Origin of the sequence: Aminobacter sp. UC22_36, from assembly GCF_044056035.1 — a bacterium.
GTDB lineage: Bacteria > Pseudomonadota > Alphaproteobacteria > Rhizobiales > Rhizobiaceae > Aminobacter.
The window spans coordinates 2,888,677-2,904,479 of record NZ_CP171996.1; the positions used below are offsets into that span (position 1 = coordinate 2,888,677).

At 62.5% G+C, this 15,803-nt stretch carries 13 protein-coding genes and 1 pseudogene; 3 read left to right on the top strand and 11 right to left on the bottom strand.

What is annotated here, in order from left to right; all coding sequences use genetic code 11:
- Positions 1–21: 21 nt before the first annotated feature.
- A complete protein-coding gene (gene tagH / locus ACHMW7_RS17490; protein ID WP_395446864.1) occupies positions 22–1,131 on the bottom strand; it encodes a type VI secretion system-associated FHA domain protein TagH in 1,110 nt (369 codons plus the stop codon).
- Between the two features lie 201 nt (positions 1,132–1,332).
- Here tagH and ACHMW7_RS17495 point away from each other — a divergent pair, with 201 nt between their 5' ends.
- The 3 genes and pseudogenes from ACHMW7_RS17495 to ACHMW7_RS17505 all read left to right on the top strand — a co-directional run bounded on the left by ACHMW7_RS17495 (position 1,333) and on the right by ACHMW7_RS17505 (position 4,439).
- Positions 1,333–3,660: a type VI secretion system Vgr family protein gene (locus ACHMW7_RS17495; protein ID WP_395446865.1), complete on the top strand. Its 2,328-nt coding sequence runs from the start codon at positions 1,333–1,335 to the stop codon at positions 3,658–3,660.
- An 11-nt stretch (positions 3,661–3,671) separates the two neighbouring features.
- Entirely contained in the window at positions 3,672–4,097 is a 426-nt protein-coding gene (locus ACHMW7_RS17500; protein WP_395446866.1) for a DUF6484 domain-containing protein, read from the top strand.
- Positions 4,097–4,439 (top strand): annotated as a pseudogene (locus ACHMW7_RS17505) (hypothetical protein). The gene ACHMW7_RS17500 and the pseudogene ACHMW7_RS17505 overlap by 1 nt, the downstream one beginning before the upstream one ends.
- A gap of 21 nt (positions 4,440–4,460) precedes the next feature.
- Here ACHMW7_RS17505 and ACHMW7_RS17510 read toward each other — a convergent pair.
- From ACHMW7_RS17510 to tssJ, 10 genes are read right to left on the bottom strand one after another with little or no spacing between them, the layout of a single operon-like run.
- Positions 4,461–5,345 carry a hypothetical protein gene (locus ACHMW7_RS17510; protein WP_395446867.1) on the bottom strand — a complete coding sequence of 295 codons (885 nt, stop codon included), beginning with the start codon at positions 5,343–5,345 and terminating at the stop codon, positions 4,461–4,463.
- Between the two features lie 35 nt (positions 5,346–5,380).
- Positions 5,381–6,046 (bottom strand): hypothetical protein, encoded by a 666-nt coding sequence (locus ACHMW7_RS17515; protein WP_395446868.1) that lies wholly within the window; start codon positions 6,044–6,046, stop codon positions 5,381–5,383.
- The gene (locus tag ACHMW7_RS17520; RefSeq protein WP_395446869.1) at positions 6,024–6,455 is read right to left on the bottom strand and encodes a PAAR-like domain-containing protein; all 432 of its coding nucleotides are present in this window, start codon (positions 6,453–6,455) and stop codon (positions 6,024–6,026) included. The genes ACHMW7_RS17515 and ACHMW7_RS17520 overlap by 23 nt, the downstream gene beginning before the upstream one ends.
- Positions 6,452–7,477, bottom strand: a complete 1,026-nt coding sequence (locus ACHMW7_RS17525; RefSeq protein WP_395446870.1) for a 3-oxoacyl-ACP synthase — start codon at positions 7,475–7,477, stop codon at positions 6,452–6,454. Before ACHMW7_RS17525 ends, ACHMW7_RS17520 begins: the two co-directional genes overlap by 4 nt.
- Positions 7,474–8,583, bottom strand: coding sequence for a DUF2169 domain-containing protein (locus ACHMW7_RS17530; RefSeq protein WP_395446871.1), 1,110 nt, complete (start codon positions 8,581–8,583; stop codon positions 7,474–7,476). Before ACHMW7_RS17530 ends, ACHMW7_RS17525 begins: the two co-directional genes overlap by 4 nt.
- Entirely contained in the window at positions 8,583–9,125 is a 543-nt protein-coding gene (gene tagF, locus ACHMW7_RS17535; protein WP_395446872.1) for a type VI secretion system-associated protein TagF, read from the bottom strand. The genes ACHMW7_RS17530 and tagF overlap by 1 nt, the downstream gene beginning before the upstream one ends.
- Entirely contained in the window at positions 9,107–12,646 is a 3,540-nt protein-coding gene (gene tssM / locus ACHMW7_RS17540; protein ID WP_395446873.1) for a type VI secretion system membrane subunit TssM, read from the bottom strand. The genes tagF and tssM overlap by 19 nt, the downstream gene beginning before the upstream one ends.
- 3 nt (positions 12,647–12,649) lie before the next feature.
- Positions 12,650–13,969, bottom strand: a complete 1,320-nt coding sequence (gene icmH / locus ACHMW7_RS17545) for a type IVB secretion system protein IcmH/DotU (protein ID WP_395446874.1) — start codon at positions 13,967–13,969, stop codon at positions 12,650–12,652.
- Between the two features lie 4 nt (positions 13,970–13,973).
- Positions 13,974–15,308 carry a type VI secretion system baseplate subunit TssK gene (tssK, locus tag ACHMW7_RS17550; protein WP_395446875.1) on the bottom strand — a complete coding sequence of 445 codons (1,335 nt, stop codon included), beginning with the start codon at positions 15,306–15,308 and terminating at the stop codon, positions 13,974–13,976.
- 40 nt (positions 15,309–15,348) lie between these two features.
- On the bottom strand, positions 15,349–15,801 hold the full coding sequence (gene tssJ, locus ACHMW7_RS17555) for a type VI secretion system lipoprotein TssJ (RefSeq protein ID WP_310318946.1): 453 nt from the start codon (positions 15,799–15,801) through the stop codon (positions 15,349–15,351).
- Between the last annotated feature and the right edge of the window lie 2 nt (positions 15,802–15,803).

A 15,803-nucleotide genomic window follows, 5' to 3' on the forward strand; every position in this document is an offset into this window, starting at 1 on the left:
CGATACGGCCGCCATGCGACGCTACTTCTTGCTGGCTTTGGCATATGCTTCACTGAAATAGGCCAGGAACACGTCGAGCATGCCATTTTCATGAGCTGCCTCCTTGGCCTCCCATGTCGCGACGAACATATCCCAGGCGCGGCCCTTCTTCGATACGAACGAAGAACCAGGAAGCTTCCTCTCGATGGTGTCGGGTGACAACTCGGTGAGCAGCCGTGAGAGTGCTGCCTGCATCGCCGCGTAGGTGGCGAGTTCATGCGTCTTGAGATCGCGGAATGCCTCTTCGACGCTGTGCCTAGCATCGAGATAGCCGGAGCGGCGCTGGGCGAACATGATTTCGAGGATCTCTTCGGAGCGCGGGATGAATTTCAGCGGGTTGTTGTCGACGCCGCCGATCATTGTGCGCTGGCTACTCTTGGCCAGTGCCTTGGCAGCCGCGCGGGCCTTGAGCAACAAGGCAAGTTCATCGACAACCGATCGCAATACAGCACCGATTTCGGCGGCGACGTCGTGCGGATCACGCTGCAGGAACACCTCAGGGGAAACACCGGCGCCGGCGGCAATGAGGCGAAGCAGTTCCGTGGTCTCCAGTCGTTGCGCTGGAGCCACCGAGGGCAATGGCGCTGCTGGTGCGTGCCCAGGTGGTGCTGATGCACGCCTTTGCTGGCTTGGTTGCTGCGCCGCGACACCGGTTGCGTTTTGACCGTTGCTCGCCCCGCCGAAGAAGGGGTCCGCGAATTGCGGCTGAGCATGGCCGGTGTAGTCGGCGACATGCCGTGCAGGCGTTGGATTGCCCCAATCGTTGCCCGTGTTCCGGTTGTCTTCGATCGATACCGAGACGATGTAGCGGCCGATCGAGAGCTGGTCACCGTGGTTGAGCGGGTGCGGGTCGGTGACGCGCTGGTCAGATCCGTTGACGAAGGTTCCGTTGCGCGAGAGGTCGTAAAGCCAGAACGTGCCCCTGTCGTAGCGCACCTCGCAATGCAGGCCGGAAATGAAGAGGTTGGGGTCGGGCAGGTTCCAGTCGCGATTTTCGCGACCAATGGCGAAGCTGCGGCCATCGGAGCTGTAACTGAGCGGTCCGCCGTTTGGCAGCCGGTCGACATTCTCGATGGTCAGACTGATGAACATGCGAATTTGCCCGCCAATACTCGCTTCCCGGCAGCCTCGTCCAAATTCTCCCTTTTATTCTAGCAGTTTGCGGCCACCTGAGCACAGTGGCATTTCAGAGCGGCATATTAAGCTGCCGCGTCGTCCCGACTTTGGCCGGTTGAAAAACTTGTGCTAAGCTTCGCCTTAGAGGTCCGGCCGTCCCCGGAGAGGCACGACGCCATGGCTAACGATCGCGCGACTGTGGTCCGGACTCCGCTTGGCGCCGATGCGTTGATCTTTACCCATCTGACCGGACGCGACGAAGTCAGCCGCTGTTTTGCCTATACCGTCGGCTTCGTCAGTGGTGATCCCGATATCGATCCGTTGAAGATGCTTGGCGGCGCCGTTTCGATCGAGGGCGAGTCTGACCCCAAACGCTGGTTCAGTGGGCTGGTCTCTGATTTCCGTCTTACCCGCATCGAGGACCGGCAAGCCTATTATGAAGCCATTGTCAGGCCATGGCTGTGGTTTTCAGGCAATGCGACCGACTGCCGTATTTTCCAGAACATGAGCGTCGTCGAGATCGTCGAGAAGATCTTTTCCAAATACCCCCAGGCGAAATTCGAAAAGCGGCTGCAGGGCTCGTATCCGCCACGCGATTATTGCGTCCAGTATGACGAGTCCGACCTGGATTTCGTGCAGCGGCTGCTCGAGCACGAAGGCGTCATGTATTTCTTCGAGCACGACGACGGCGAGCACACGCTGATCCTTGCCGACGCCATGAACAAGCTCAAGCCGGCGCCGGGATACGAAACGGTGCCATATCATTTCGAAGGGCAGGGCGCGCGCCGCGACGTCGAATACATCACCAAATGGATCCCTGGCAGTTCGGTGCGGCCAGGTGCCTACACGCACACCGATTATGACTTCAAGAAGCCAGGTGCCAGCCTGATGGCGAAGTCCGACCAGGCGTTCGGCCACAAGCTCGCATCCGGCGAGAACTATCGTCAACCCGGCGCTCATCTGGATGTCGGACGCGGCGACAAGATTGCCTCGATACGCCGCGAAGAGCTCCAGGCCGTTCACCAGCGCATAGCCGCCGCGGGGACCGTACGCGGTCTGTTTTCAGGCTGCACTTTCAAGCTCGATGGTTTTCCGCGCGACGATCAGAACCAGGAATACCTCGTGGTCAGTGTCGAGTACCGTGTGTTCGACCCGGGTCATCACACGGGGATCGAGACCGAGGGTGAAAGCTTCACGGTGGTTCTCGGCGTCGCTCCGACCAGCCTGCCTTATCGCCCGCCGCGCATCACGCCGCGTCCGGTCATGCGCGGACCGCAGACGGCAACAGTCGTCGGACCCTCTGGCGAAGAGATCTTTACCGACGAGTATGCCCGGGTGAAGGTGCAATTCCACTGGGACCGCCTGGGCAAAAATGACCAGAACAGCTCCTGTTTCGTCCGGGTGTCGCAAACCTGGGCCGGCAGTGGCTACGGCTTCATCCAGATCCCGCGCATCGGACAGGAGGTCATCGTCGACTTCATCGAGGGCGACCCCGACCTGCCGATCATCACGGGCAGGGTGTACAACGCCGCCCAGATGCCACCCTACGGATTGCCGGGCTCGGCCACCCAGTCGGGCTGGAAATCCGATTCATCGAAGGGCGGCGGCGGCTACAACGAGCTGATGTTCGAGGACAAAGCGGGCTCCGAACTCGTCAACTTCCAGGCCCAGAAGGACCACAACCTTCTGATCAAGAACGACCGCACCAAGCTGGTGCAGCACGACCAGTCCGACCGCATCGATCACGACGCCAAACATTCCGTCGGCCACAACCTCGACGAAGACGTCGGCAACAACAAGACGGTAAAGGTCGGCGTCGACCAGAAGACGGATATCGGTTCGAATGACACCGAGACGGTGGGCAAGAACCGGTCGCTGACCGTGGGGTCGAACGAGACCATCAGTATCGGCTCGAACTCGACGGAGACGATCGGCGCCAATCATGCGCAGACGGTGGCCATAGCCCAGGCGATCACGGTCGGCGCCGCGCGCGTGGACAGCGTCGGCGCGACCGAGACGCGCACGGTGGGGGCCGCGCAGACCAACACGATCGGGTCGACACGCGCGGTAACCGTAGGTGCTGCCCAAACCCATCAGATCGGAGCTGACGACAGCTGGAACATCGCCTCGAACCAGAACGTGACGATCGGCGGGGCGCAGAAGTTCAGTATCGCCAAAGATCAGACCAGCCAGATCGGCGCGGGAAGGCGTACGGAAATTGCCAAGGACGACGGCACCAAGATCGGCGGCGCCTTCCAACTGGAGATAGCCAAGGCGAGCATGACGCAGATCGGTGAGGACGGAAAGATCACCATCGCCAAGACATTCCTGGTCGAAGCAGGCGATGCAATCGCTCTGAAATGCGGCTCGTCGTCGATTACCATGAAGAAGGATGGCACCATCACCATCGAAGGCAAGGACATCATGATCAAGGGGTCCGGCAAGATCAATGTGAAGGCGTCGAGCGACATCACGATGAAGGGCAGCAAGATCAATCAGAACTAGGATTGCCTGCCATGACCAAGGTTCATGAACGCATTGAAGGTGTGGTGATTGGCCAGTTTCTCGGCTTCGATTCCGATTCGCCACTGGTCGTTTTTCCCGGCAATCCAAGTGATGCGGCGGTTCCCGCACGCAGCCTGACTGAGCTCACTTCGGCCATGATCGGGGCTGAAGTCGCGTTGCTGTTTCAGGAAGGGGACCCGTCGCGGCCGCTGATCGTCGGGCGGATCGTCGAGCCTGCCCGCAAACTACCGACACCGCAGGTCATTCGTGACGGCGAACGGGTGACCATCGTGGGCGAGGAACGGATTGAGCTCCGCTGTGGCAAGGCGACGATCATCATGGAAAAGGACGGCCACATCACCATTCGCGGCACCTATGTGACGAGCCATGCCAGTGCCACGAACAGGATCCGTGGCGGGTCAGTGAACCTGAACTGATGGCCAGGATCGTCTTGCGCGAGATCGTTCGCCAACATGCCGAAATGGCGGCATTTCTATGGACGGTCTACGACCACCACCTGCTGCATCCGGACGAGAATCCCGACATGGACGAAGAGCGGCTGGCGCGAACTCGTGGAACGGCTTGACGCGCATGTGGATGGTCTCCGCGTCGCTGGCGAAGTGGGCCAGGAGATCGCAGAGGCGCTCTATGCCGAGTATCCCGAAGCAGGCGAGCTGTTCGTCCTGCGTATGCTCATCAAGGGCGCGCCATCAAGAATCGCGGAGCTCGACCTGCCCAAGGTGAGGGCGTATCTGTCGACCAATGGCAGCCGGAAGTAGGCAAGCGCAACGATCAGACCGTCACACCAGCCGGAATTCGCTGTCATAGACGAGTGTCAGCTTTTTCCACGCCTTGCCGTCGAAGCGCCAGGCGCTGTCGATGCCGGCGACATAGAGATAGTCGCCGTCGCTGCGCAAATCCGAGCCGATGCCGGTATCCTCGAAGGGCCGTAGCGCGTCTGCGGCCTCAACGCTTACACCCACCTCGTCGCCCCAATAGGCGCGTCCCTTGAAACTGCGCACGGCAAAGAACGTATGGTCGGGCGCCTCAAGCTCCGTCGCTTCCTCGCTGGCCACTCTTAGGCAGACACCACCGTCTCCTGCAAGCCGGATCGTTCCGTCGGGCGCCACGTCGATGCCGCGGAACTGGTCGTGGCGATGAAGTTCCACCGGCTGCCAACCTGCATCAGTCAAACGGTGGAGGCTGCCTTGGTTGCCGCAGGCAAACAAGCCATGTCGAGGCGTACCGTGAACGTCGAAATATTGTATCGGGGCAGCGGGTGGTATCGGGCGCCAGGCAGCCCCTTGGAACCGGAGAGCCACCCCTTTGTTCCCCACGGCAATGGGACCATTCGGGTCCTTCGCCCAGATGCGCCTGAGGCTGATATCCGAGACCTTGTCACGCGACCAGTTGGCGCCTGTAAAACGCCATACCCGGGTGGTTGCCTCAAGCGCAAGCAGTTCGTCCGACGGCGTCGCGGAAAGGGACATCAGCCATGCATCCGACAGCAGAATACGCTTGGCAGAAGCCGGATGGAAATCATCCACGGCGAAGACGACCGACACGGTGTTCTCAAAATCTGGATCACTGACGAGGAAGAGGATTGCGGCACGGCCGTCACGCATCGGCGCGACTTGAATGCACTGGTATGCCGTGTCGCTATCCATTGCGAAAATATCGAGCAATTCTCGGTCCATTCGCATCGATGGAGCCTTTCCTACTAAGTGCCGGCGCGTCGCTTGCACCCGACTGTCGGCCTTTGCTTCATCACCTTCTCGACCTGTCGCGCGCTAACTGTCGGCTTCTTGAGTTTCTTCTTCGCTGCTGCGACACGCTCTTCCTCCGCATAGGCGCGTGTGCAGGTCGTGTGGCACATCTGCTTGTCCTTTACGGCCTGCTCATCCTTATCCAGGTTCTTCTTGAGGTAGTTCATGTTGGCGACTTCCAGGCATTCAGTCGCGATGGCAACTTGCGATGGCGGCAGGTCCAGGTTTTCCACTGTGGCGGCAACACACGTGTTCACGAAATCGCCCAGCTTTCCCTCGGGATTGTCGGCGATCCAGTTTCTTGCTTCTGCCGACTTGTAGTAGTGAGGCGTATTGGTCGTTCTTCCTAGAACCGAACGGCCTTCGACGCCTGCTTCACGTGCCGCCGCGCCTTCGCCAGCGACCCATTTGGCCTTCATGCAGATGCATGGCGCAGTCCTGTCGTCGTATTTTTCGCAGCACTTGAGGACGAGATTGCGTACGCCACCTGCCGTGAAGAATTGAACTTCGACCGTGTGCTCCTTCTGCTCGCCCGGATCGCATTTCAGCTTGTTGTATGGCTTGATTCCAAGGAAGTCGCATCTGGTGTCTGTCTCATCAAGAATGCCCACCTTGGGCAACGGAGTTCCCACCGGCGATGGGCGAGGCGTGGTCATTGGACGAAAGATCGGAAAAGCGGCTTATCGGTTCGCCGTCCATTTTGACGTTGCCGGACCAGGCATGGGCGTATTCCTTGCCTGTGTTCACGGAAGTGATGATGTTCTTTTTCGGCGCGCAGCCCGCTTCGTTGCCGGTGCATTTGGTGTAGTAGGACTTGTTCTTCTGAGTAATCGTCTTGCCGCCGATCTTAACGGTGCTGGTGCCATTGTCCGTGTCACTGTCGCTTCCAAAAGTTGGGTATGGCACAGGTACACCGGGCGGTGTCGCCGGCGTTTGTGGCGGCGTGAAGCAGACATAGGGAAAGGCCGCTATGACCTGGTTAGCCTGAGCTTTGCAGGCGACCTCCAGACCGTTGGCGAAGACCGTCATGCAGCTTTCCTCATGCCAAACAGGGCGGCGCCGCAGGCTCCTGCGTCCGAGGACGCCTCGATCAAAACCGGATTGCCGGCAGCATAGCCTTTCTGGGCTGCGGTCCACGCCATCCCGACCATCAGCGGCACGACGGCAGCACCAACATTGCCCAGGGATTCGGCCGGTGACCAGAGATCCTGAAACCGGTGCCGGCCCCTCAGCAGCCGGATCGTCACGAGTGCAGCCTGCTTGAACCAGTACTGTTCGCCGACAAGGTCGGAGATGCGATAACCGAGCCGATTCATCTCGATACCGCTCTCACGGAAGACCGCGCTGTAGGCCGCTGTCATGCCATCCGCCCGTAGAGGCAGATCGTCAGCGTTGACGATCGATGCCGGTTCGCGTGCAAGCCCAAGCCCAAAGAGCTTGAACCCGTCGCCTTCCGGCCGGGAACAAAGGACTGCGGCGGCGGCCTCGCCCGGAATGAAGCCGTCGGGATTGTCAGACGTCAGCAAGCGCTTCTTGTCGAGATAGTGATGGACCGCCGGCGCTGTCAGGTAGCTGTCCACGCCGGCGATCATCACATAGGGCGCCTCGCCGGAACCCAACAGGCGGCGGGCATAGTCGAAAGCCGCGTGCCCCGATGGCCGGCCATGCGCTACCGTGCGGGAGCGGCTGTGGGGCGAGACGTTTACGATCTCGCCAATTCGCCGCAGCAGGGCAGAGTTGTCTCGCATCGGCCGGCCCGGCCGGTCTTCTTCCGGTAAGCAGAGGATAAGAGCGGTTTGGCCGCGAGCCTGTGGCGCGGCCTCGAAAGCCTCGGAGATCGCACCCGCAGCGAGATGCGCCATACGCTTCTCACCGATCCAGTTGCGCGGAAGCGGTACGGGCGCGCCATTGAGCCGGGTGTCCGACGATTCAAAAAAGTTCGTTTCCCGAAAGCCATCCAGTCGCGCCCGCATCGCCGCGCAACTTGACGGCCCGTCGAGCCCAACGGCCGTCACCATGCCAACTGATACGATATCGAGGCTGGCGCTCATGCCGCCTCCTCGCCGTCATCGTCCGGCAATCGAGTGGCGAACTTTCGGATGTAACGTTTGCCTGTCGCATGGGCCAGCAACATGCCGGGTGTCGGCGGCCCGATCCAGCATTCGGAGAAATCGAGGATCGTGCGATGCAGCCGCTGTGACAGCCGCCAAACCAGCGAAAACCGCCGGCGTTCCGGGTCGAACAGGATCGTATCGGCGGTGACAGTCGTGTCGACCACCTTCTTTCCGTCCTTGAACAACGCCATCGGCAGCGCCGTGTCCGGAAGGCGGAAGCTTACCCGCCCATCCGGCGTCAGGTTCACCAGTTGAACCTCTTCGCCGCCTCTGGGATGGTCTATCTGCTGGTCCGGTGGGGCCATCTGGAAGTAGCGTTCGTCGAAGTCAGGCGGCAGGAACGGGAAGATGTTCTTGGTCCAGTTGTCGTCATAGGTGCCGCCATATTCGATGCGGCCGGGCCAGCCACGGCCCATCGGCCCGAAGCTCATGGGTGTGTAATCGCCGAAGGGTGAGCGGATTTCCTCGCCGACCTTCTGCGTGTTGGGCAATCGCAAGCCCGGAATGAAGCGCTGGTTCCTGCTGCGGGACCAGCCGGTGCCAACCGGATTGGCAGCGTAGACTCCCGGTATCTTGTCTTCCGGGTCCAGCTTGTCGACGCCGCCCCAGGCAACGTCGTAGCTGATCGGCAGCTTCAGGAAAGGTTGTGGCGAGGTGGCGGTGAAGACCGGGCCGATTGCGCGCCACTCGCGATGCCCCACCACCTCGAAGTGTTTCGACCAGTTGCCGACCTTGATGCCGACAGGCACTCGTTCCGCCGGCCGGCCGCCGGGCGCGTAGGCCCAGCCATTGACAATCACGTCGCAGCGCGGTTTGCGGAAGGCGAAATCGGTTTCCCACAAGGTGGCTGAATAGCCCGGCTCGCCCGTTTGCGTGTCGGCGAAGACCAGCGGGGCCTGCTCGACCGACTTGCGCACCTCTGCGCCAGGCTTCGCCGGGAAGTCGAACGTTGCCTTGACCACGACGACGAGCCAGTCGTGCCCTGCGACATCCGTGGCCGCAGTGAACTGGTGAGGGTAGCCCATCTGGTTCAGGATCTGCATCAGCTGGTCTCCCAGCTTGCGGTGAGCAGCCGGCCCAACGCCGCTTGCGGGGCTGCCGGATCGACGTCGACCGGCACCCAAGGACCGGCCCACAGGACCATGCCGGGCACAGGCTCACCTGTCATGTCCGCTGCCGGAAAAGGCAGTGTGGCCAGATTGGCGGCGAACTGGTCCGCGCTGACATAGGCATAGCGGGCAGCGTCCGCCGCCATCTCGATGTCCTCGAACCATTTCGCCGCCATGTCAGGCACGCCGGATGCGGCTGCTGATAGCGGTGCTGCAACGGTCAGCGGAAAACGGCGGCCGGCGCGATCGTTGCTCGTCACGACGATGCCGGCCATCGGGCCATTGGCATCAGGGCCGAGCAGGAAGCGCAAGGCAACGTCTTCGGGCCAGGCGCCCGAGCTCTGCAAAGGAGCGAGATGGCTCGCCACCCACCGGTCCCATGCGAGCACGAAGTCGCCGGGGAGGCCGCGGCCGACGAAGTCTCCGGTCGCCGGGATCTTGCCGTAGAAACCGGTGCCTAGATATTCGTCGGGCACGTGAACCTCTTGAACATCTGCAGGTTGTAGGGGTTTTCCACGCTTGCCGCCTTGAGCTCGAAATCGGCGTAGAAGTTCTTGGCGCCCAGGCGCAGATTGTAGACGTCGGAAAGGGCAGTGCCGGTGAAGCGGCCCTTGGTCAGCAGCCGCAGCCATGCCCAGCTGCCGGTTTCATTGACGATGACTTCGGGGGACCCGTCGATGGGCTGGAAGGCCAGCGAGATGGTGCCGGTGCCATCCTTGCCCGGCCATGTCATCGGCTGCGGGCGAGTGGCGTTGTTGTAGTAGACAAGGCTCTGGCCATCGAGATTGAGCGTCACCCGGGTGACGGTCGGCGACAAATCCTTGGGCTCGAGCGTGAAGCTCATCAGCGGACCGGTTCCGCCCGGAAACAGGTCGTCGCGGATGCGGCGCGCCTGCTCGAAGGCGGCGAGGGCGGATGCGTCGAGGCCGAAATCGGCCCGCCATGTCCACGGTTGCTTGGCGGTGTCGACATAGCTGATGAGATGATCGTTGGTGAAGGCGTCGATCAGTCCGCCAGGGCCGAAAAGGCGGGCAAAATCGCGAACATTGACGTCGACGGCGCTTTGCGGGCTGAACGGGTAGCGATCGGTCAATGCCGCCTGGCAGAACGGCAGTATATCAGCGCGCCAGATGGCGTTCAGCTCGGAGGTGACCGCTTTCTCGGTCAGGCCGCTCGCGTCGCCAGCTATGCCACCGAGCCAGTCGTCGATCGGATCAGGCAGGATCTGCGCCTGGCGTGCGACGGCACCGGTCAGTTCGGCAAGGCCTCCCTGCTTCTTGATCGCATCCTGCGGGTCGGGATTGGCTGTGACGGTCTGCAGCACATTTGACAATGCTGTGAGGGCGACGACAGCGGCATCGAGCATGGGCGGCTGGCCATCCACTTCGGCGACAGTGCCCTTGAGCGGCTTGAAATGTTCGGCGACAAGCGTGCCGGTCATGTCGACTTCGGCAGCCGAGCCGGCGCGTGGGAGCAGCCTTGCGCCCGCCTTGGCGAGCTTGCCGACCTTGCCGAGCTTGCCCAGCAGTTTCGATGCGCCTTTGGACGCAGCCTTGTTGTCGCCAGCCGGTTCCTCGTCGGAACGAATGAGATCGGTTTCGTGGACGACAGCGGTGACAAGACGCTTGAGCGCTGAATCGGCACTCGAAAGGTCCTTGAGGTTTTCGCTGGCGACGTTGAGGTCGGTCAGCGGCGCCAGACGGATGTCGCGCAGCAGGCTATCCCACTGGGCGATGAAATCCTCATAGTAGAGCTTGAGGATATCTTCCGACAGTGCCGACACCGAGGTCTCGGAATTCTCCGCGCAACCGCCGGCAAAGACGGCGCGATCAAGTGCGGCCTGTGCTGCTACGTCCTCCAGCCGGTCGAGGATGACATCGTGGAAGCCGGCATAGGTAAATGCGCCTGAAATGCCGACACGCATGGTCTTGTCCGAGCGGCGGGCAAAAACCTTGGAGCCGTTGGGTCCGGCAAAGTTGGCCGGGATCCACTCCTTTAGTTCGGAGACGGCAGGATCGGCCAGCAACTGCTTGTAGGCACGGGCCGGCAGCGAAATGGTGCAGACGCTCTTCAATGCCTCAGCGACCAGTGCCGGATCGGGCGCGACATAACTCGCATCGACAGTCATGCGGCGGATGGCGGCAAGCTGGTGTTCCTCGGCGTTTGGCGTCGGGAAGGGAGCTACAGGAGCAAATTCGGGCAGGTGGTTCACCCACCAGTCCTGGGCGAAATCAGGGTCCATCTGCGACAGGCCGGTCATCATGCGATAGGTCTTCAGTGCCCCAAGCATGAATTCGGGATCGCGGACCTGGCGCCACATCGTTGTTTCGAGCAGCGCCACCATGCGTGGCTCGAGGATGTTGCGCAGGGCGTGATTGTAGCTATCGGCCTGGGCGCGTAGCAGCTCAGGCGCGGCTGTCGGGCCGATGAGGTCGCGAATCCCGCTGGGCGGCGGCGTGCGGGCGTCGGTCACCTCGTCCATCGCGGCCAGTGCGACGTCGATGTCGGGTGCGTCGACCGGGGCCGGAGCTGCCGCGAAGGGTGCGAGCGGCGCCTGCAGGGCCTCCAGTTGGCCGGCTTGTGCTGTGATGGCATAGCGGCTGTCGTAGTAAGACAGCCCGAAGAGCAGGCCGGCGAGCAGCACCGCCGCCCCTGATGCCGCAGCCGCACCGCGCCAGATCCAGGTCCGGCGACGCTGCGCCAGCGGGTCGAACATGCCGAGGCCAGCCTCCTTGAAGATCACCTCGGTCAACAGGTTCTTGAGAAAGAAACTGCGCTTATCGACACGCGGCGAAGACATGGCGCGGCGCGGTGGCAGGCCAAATGAGGACGAGAGCGCGGCAGTGAGCCGGTCGATGGGCGCGCCTTCCTGCGTCGCCGAAGTCAGGTAAACGCCGCGCAGCCAGGCACTGTCTTCATAGCGGCTTTCGCCGAAGATCTGTTCGACGAGCAGCCGGATCGGTTCGGACAGGCTTTCGACCTGTGCCGGGAATCGGAAGATTTCGGCGCGGGCCGCGAGGCTGTCTTCGTCTTCAAGGCGAGGGACGAGGCGTCTCTCAAGTTCTGTCGCCAGCAGCGAGATTTCGCTAGCTACCATCTTGGCGTCGACGCGTGCGGCTGGCGCAAAGGTCGTGCCCCATACCTGTTCGCGTGCCGAGGTCGAGAGCCCGCCGAAGAAAGGCTCGAACCCCTTGATCAGGTCTGCCTTGGTCAGCATCAGATAGACTGGCAGGCGGATTTCCAGGCGTTCGTTCAACTCGGCCAGGCGCCGGCGGGTCTTTCGACCATGCGCCTTGATGGCTTCGTCGCCCTCCGACAGAGCATCGATTGACAGCGCGACGATGACGCCGTTCAAGGCGCGCCGCCCGCGATGCTTCTTCAACAGGTCAAGGAAGCCGAGCCATTCGGCGGCATCGACGTCGGGCTGGCTTTCCTGCTGGACGTAGCGGCCGGCAGTGTCGATCAGCACGGCGTGCTCGGAGAAGAACCAGTCGCAGTTACGGGTGCCGCCGACGCCCTGGATGTCGTCGGTGAGGTCGATCGGGAAGTTGAGGCCGGACTGGCGCAAGGCCGTGGTCTTGCCGGTGGCCGGTGGCCCGACGATGACGTACCACGGCATGTCGCGCAGCAGCTTGCGGCCGCCGAGCTTGCGCCGTTTCATCTCGTCCATCAGCCCCTGGAACTTGGCGCCGACTGCGGCAACGCTTTGCTCGCCCGCCGTCAGCGGCTTTTCCACTGGAGCTGCGGCGATCTCGGCAACGAACATGCGATTGGCGCGAATGGCGCGGCGCTGCGCCAGGATCAGCCAGATCAGCCACAGGATGACCAGGCCCGCGATCAACGCCATGCGTACCGTTTCGGAGGCAAACGGCGTGCTTTGGCCAATGGCGACGATGGGGCCGAATATCCAGATGATCAGCGACAGCAGCGTCAGGCCGATCAGAGTCCAGAGCCACCGCGACGTCAGTACCGACCAGAGGAAGCGCAGGATGAACATCTGTCACAGCCTCTTTTCGACCAGCACTTCGACGCGGCGGTTGAGCGCGCGGCCTTCGCGCGTGCCGTCATCGGCGACAGGGTCTGTGGCGGCACGCCCCTCCGAACGGACACGATCCCGCGGCACGCCATTCTGCACCAGCATGTCGGCAATCGTTGCGGCGCGGGCCTCCGACAGGCGCTGGTTGGTGGACAGAGGATTGGTTCTTTGCAGTGGAATGCCGTCGGTGTGGCCGACTATGGTGATGTTGCCGATCAGCTCCTGGTTCTCGACGATCACCTTGGCGATGGCCTCGATGAGCGGCTGGAAGCCGTCGGTCAGCTCGGCCCGGGACGACTGGAACAACTCCGGGTTGGAGGCCTGGATGACGAGCCGGGCCAGGGAAACGCTTTCGGCGCCCTTCAGGGCGGGGCGAAGTCCTTCAGGAGTCGCCGCTGCGAATTCAGGCAGCAACGCGAAGTCGACAGTCTCGACCGGAGGCGCTTCCGCCTGAGGTGTCGTGCGCAACACCTCGGCACGATCTGCCGGCGGAAGCGCACGGACAAGGGCTGAGAGCTGGACGGCCTGATTGCTCAGCCCAAGCGAGAACCCGACATAGATCGCCGTCGCGAGCACCGCTGATATGACGCCCATGACCCAGATCGGCACGGTGAAACGTGGCGCCTCGTCTGCGGCGATGACGCCCTTCCAGTTCGGTGAAAGCGGCGCATCCTCGGCGTCGGCATCGCGCAGGAAACGCGCGGCGGCGACACGCACGGCATTCAACGACCTGTCGCCTGAGCGGCCAGGCACCCGGTATTTGCCGCGGAAGCCGAGCGCCATGCAATGATACTGCAGCTCCAGCATTTCCTTGTCGCGGTTGGGGTGGCGCTCGAGCTCTTCCAGACGCGAGAAGAACTGGGCGCCGGCATCGACGTCGCCGCGCAGCATGACGACCAGCGGCTGGCGTGGCCAGGCGCTCGAACCGCCCCAGGGCGTGTTCAGCGCGAGATCGTCGAGCAAAGCTGCGACCGACCAGGCGGCCTGATCCGCACGCTCGATCGATGATCCGGCGGCAACGGCTGCATCGCGCCCGCGCACAAGCTCTTCGAGCAGACGGGTACGCAGGTGCTCCGGGTTCTCAGGCGGCAGCGCATTTTCGAGTTCGGGCGCGAATTCCAGCAAGGCAGAAAACGCGTTGACCAGTGTGTTCGGATGGGCGCGCGAGCGCTTCAATGGGGCAGACGAAAACGGCATCGGCATGCGCGGCGACGGCGTACCGACCATGCGTATCCGGGTACGCTCACGATCCTCCGACAAGCCGAAAGGATCGTCCTGGCTCATCTCATCACCTGTTCACCGAATAGCAATCGACCTGCGGCTCGCTCGGCAGCACGCCGGATACGCCGATGACGAATCCGGGTGCGTCGAGGAGGGAGGCCCAGTGCTCGCTTCTCTGATCGAGTTCAAGGCAAAGGCGGTCGCCGTCATAGGGGATTTCGCGCGGTTGCGAATGCAGTGGCTTGAGCGGAATGCCCGGCAGCCGCGACTTCCACAGGCCTTCGAATTCGCTTGCCGCCCCCACGGTTGCCTGGTTGACGAAGATCTTGCGCAGGGCGTCTTCCGACAGCTCGGAGCCGACGCGGATGACGATGCGGCTGGCGACCAGCAGCTTGGGGTTGTCGATGCGCACCTTCCAGACATTGGTGGAATGGCGCATGACCGGCAGTGCCCGCGATTTCGGCTCGACATAGCGCAAGCTCAGGATCAGTGAGCGCAACGTGTCGGCGAGTGCGGAATAGGCTGGGCCGGGCGCCATGTGGTCATAGACAGGCAGTTCGGCGAGGCGCCGCGAATTCGAGCCATATGTCGCCATCGAGCCGGCAAGGCCGGCAAGCTCGAGATAGAGCTCGGCCGGATGGAAGATGTCCTGTGCCAGCATGTGCGCCAGGCGTGGCCGTGCCGCATTGGCGAGGTTGAGCATCAGCAAGTCTTCGACGCTGCGGCCGGGTCCGCCGAGCACCATCTTGGCGTGTGCTTCGGCGATCTGATCGAGACCGGTGATGACTTCCTGGAGAAGCTGGGCGTACCAATGGACGGCGCCTGTCGCGAGCGTCGGCGGCAGGAAGTTGGCGTCGACGGCAACGCCACCGTCGGCGCGCAGGCCGGTGATTTCGGTGACCGGCAAGGCTGTGTAGCCGCCTACCGATTTTCCCGGCGCAAGCAACAGCGCCTGGGGCCGGGCGATCTCGATCTCCTCGGGATCCGATCCGCCTTGCACCGCGTCACGGACGGTAACGATGCGACCGCGATAACGCGCACCGCTGGTCTCGGCATGCGCGGGATCGAAGCCGACGCCGCCGGGCGGCTCCAACGGCACGGCAATCAGCACCGGACCTCCACCCATGTCGGCGGTGATGGCGAGCGGCTTCGGCGCATCCATGGTGTCGGGAATGGCGAAGGGCGTACCATCGGGAAAGATGCCACGTGCGGATGACACAGCGACTTGTCCGGCCTCGAGCAAAGCGGGGTCGAGCGTCAGCGCGGTGAAGCCGAAGGTATGGAGTTGCCCGGCTTGCAGCGCGCCGCGCACCGTCGCCTCGAAGAAGCGGTCCTGCTGCTGGAAGTGCTGGGTCCGGAGGAACAGGCCTTCGGACCATAACACCTTGTTTGCGTCGGTCATGCGGCAACTTTCTGCATCGACAACTCCTGAAATGGCCGTGTCAGGCCGAAATGCCTCCACTGCCGAGGGTCACGGTGATCGTCACCGTCGAGCCCGGCGAGACCGATTTCGTCGTTCGCCAGGTGCGGCCGGTGGGTTCGCGTACAAGTGCGACGAAGCCGAGCGCGGTTGCCTCCGGCTCGACGGTGATCGTCTTGGACGCCGCAGCACCGGGGCCGACCGAAAGCTGATCCGAGCCGATGAGATCGCCGGCAAGTGCCGAACCCGCGTCGCCCTGCAGGGCGAAGTAGTCGGCCGAGTTGAACTTGCCTGTGCTTTTCAATCGCATGACCAGAACTGTCACCGGCCTGTCGCCGCCGTCGGGCCCGGGGTTCATACCGGCTTGACCGCTCACATTGACGGTGACGGTGGACGGTTTCGGTGGCCCGCTTTGGCAGGCGGTCACCAGTCCTGTAGCGCCGAGAGCAATAATGAAGTCGCGCCGGTCGATCATGC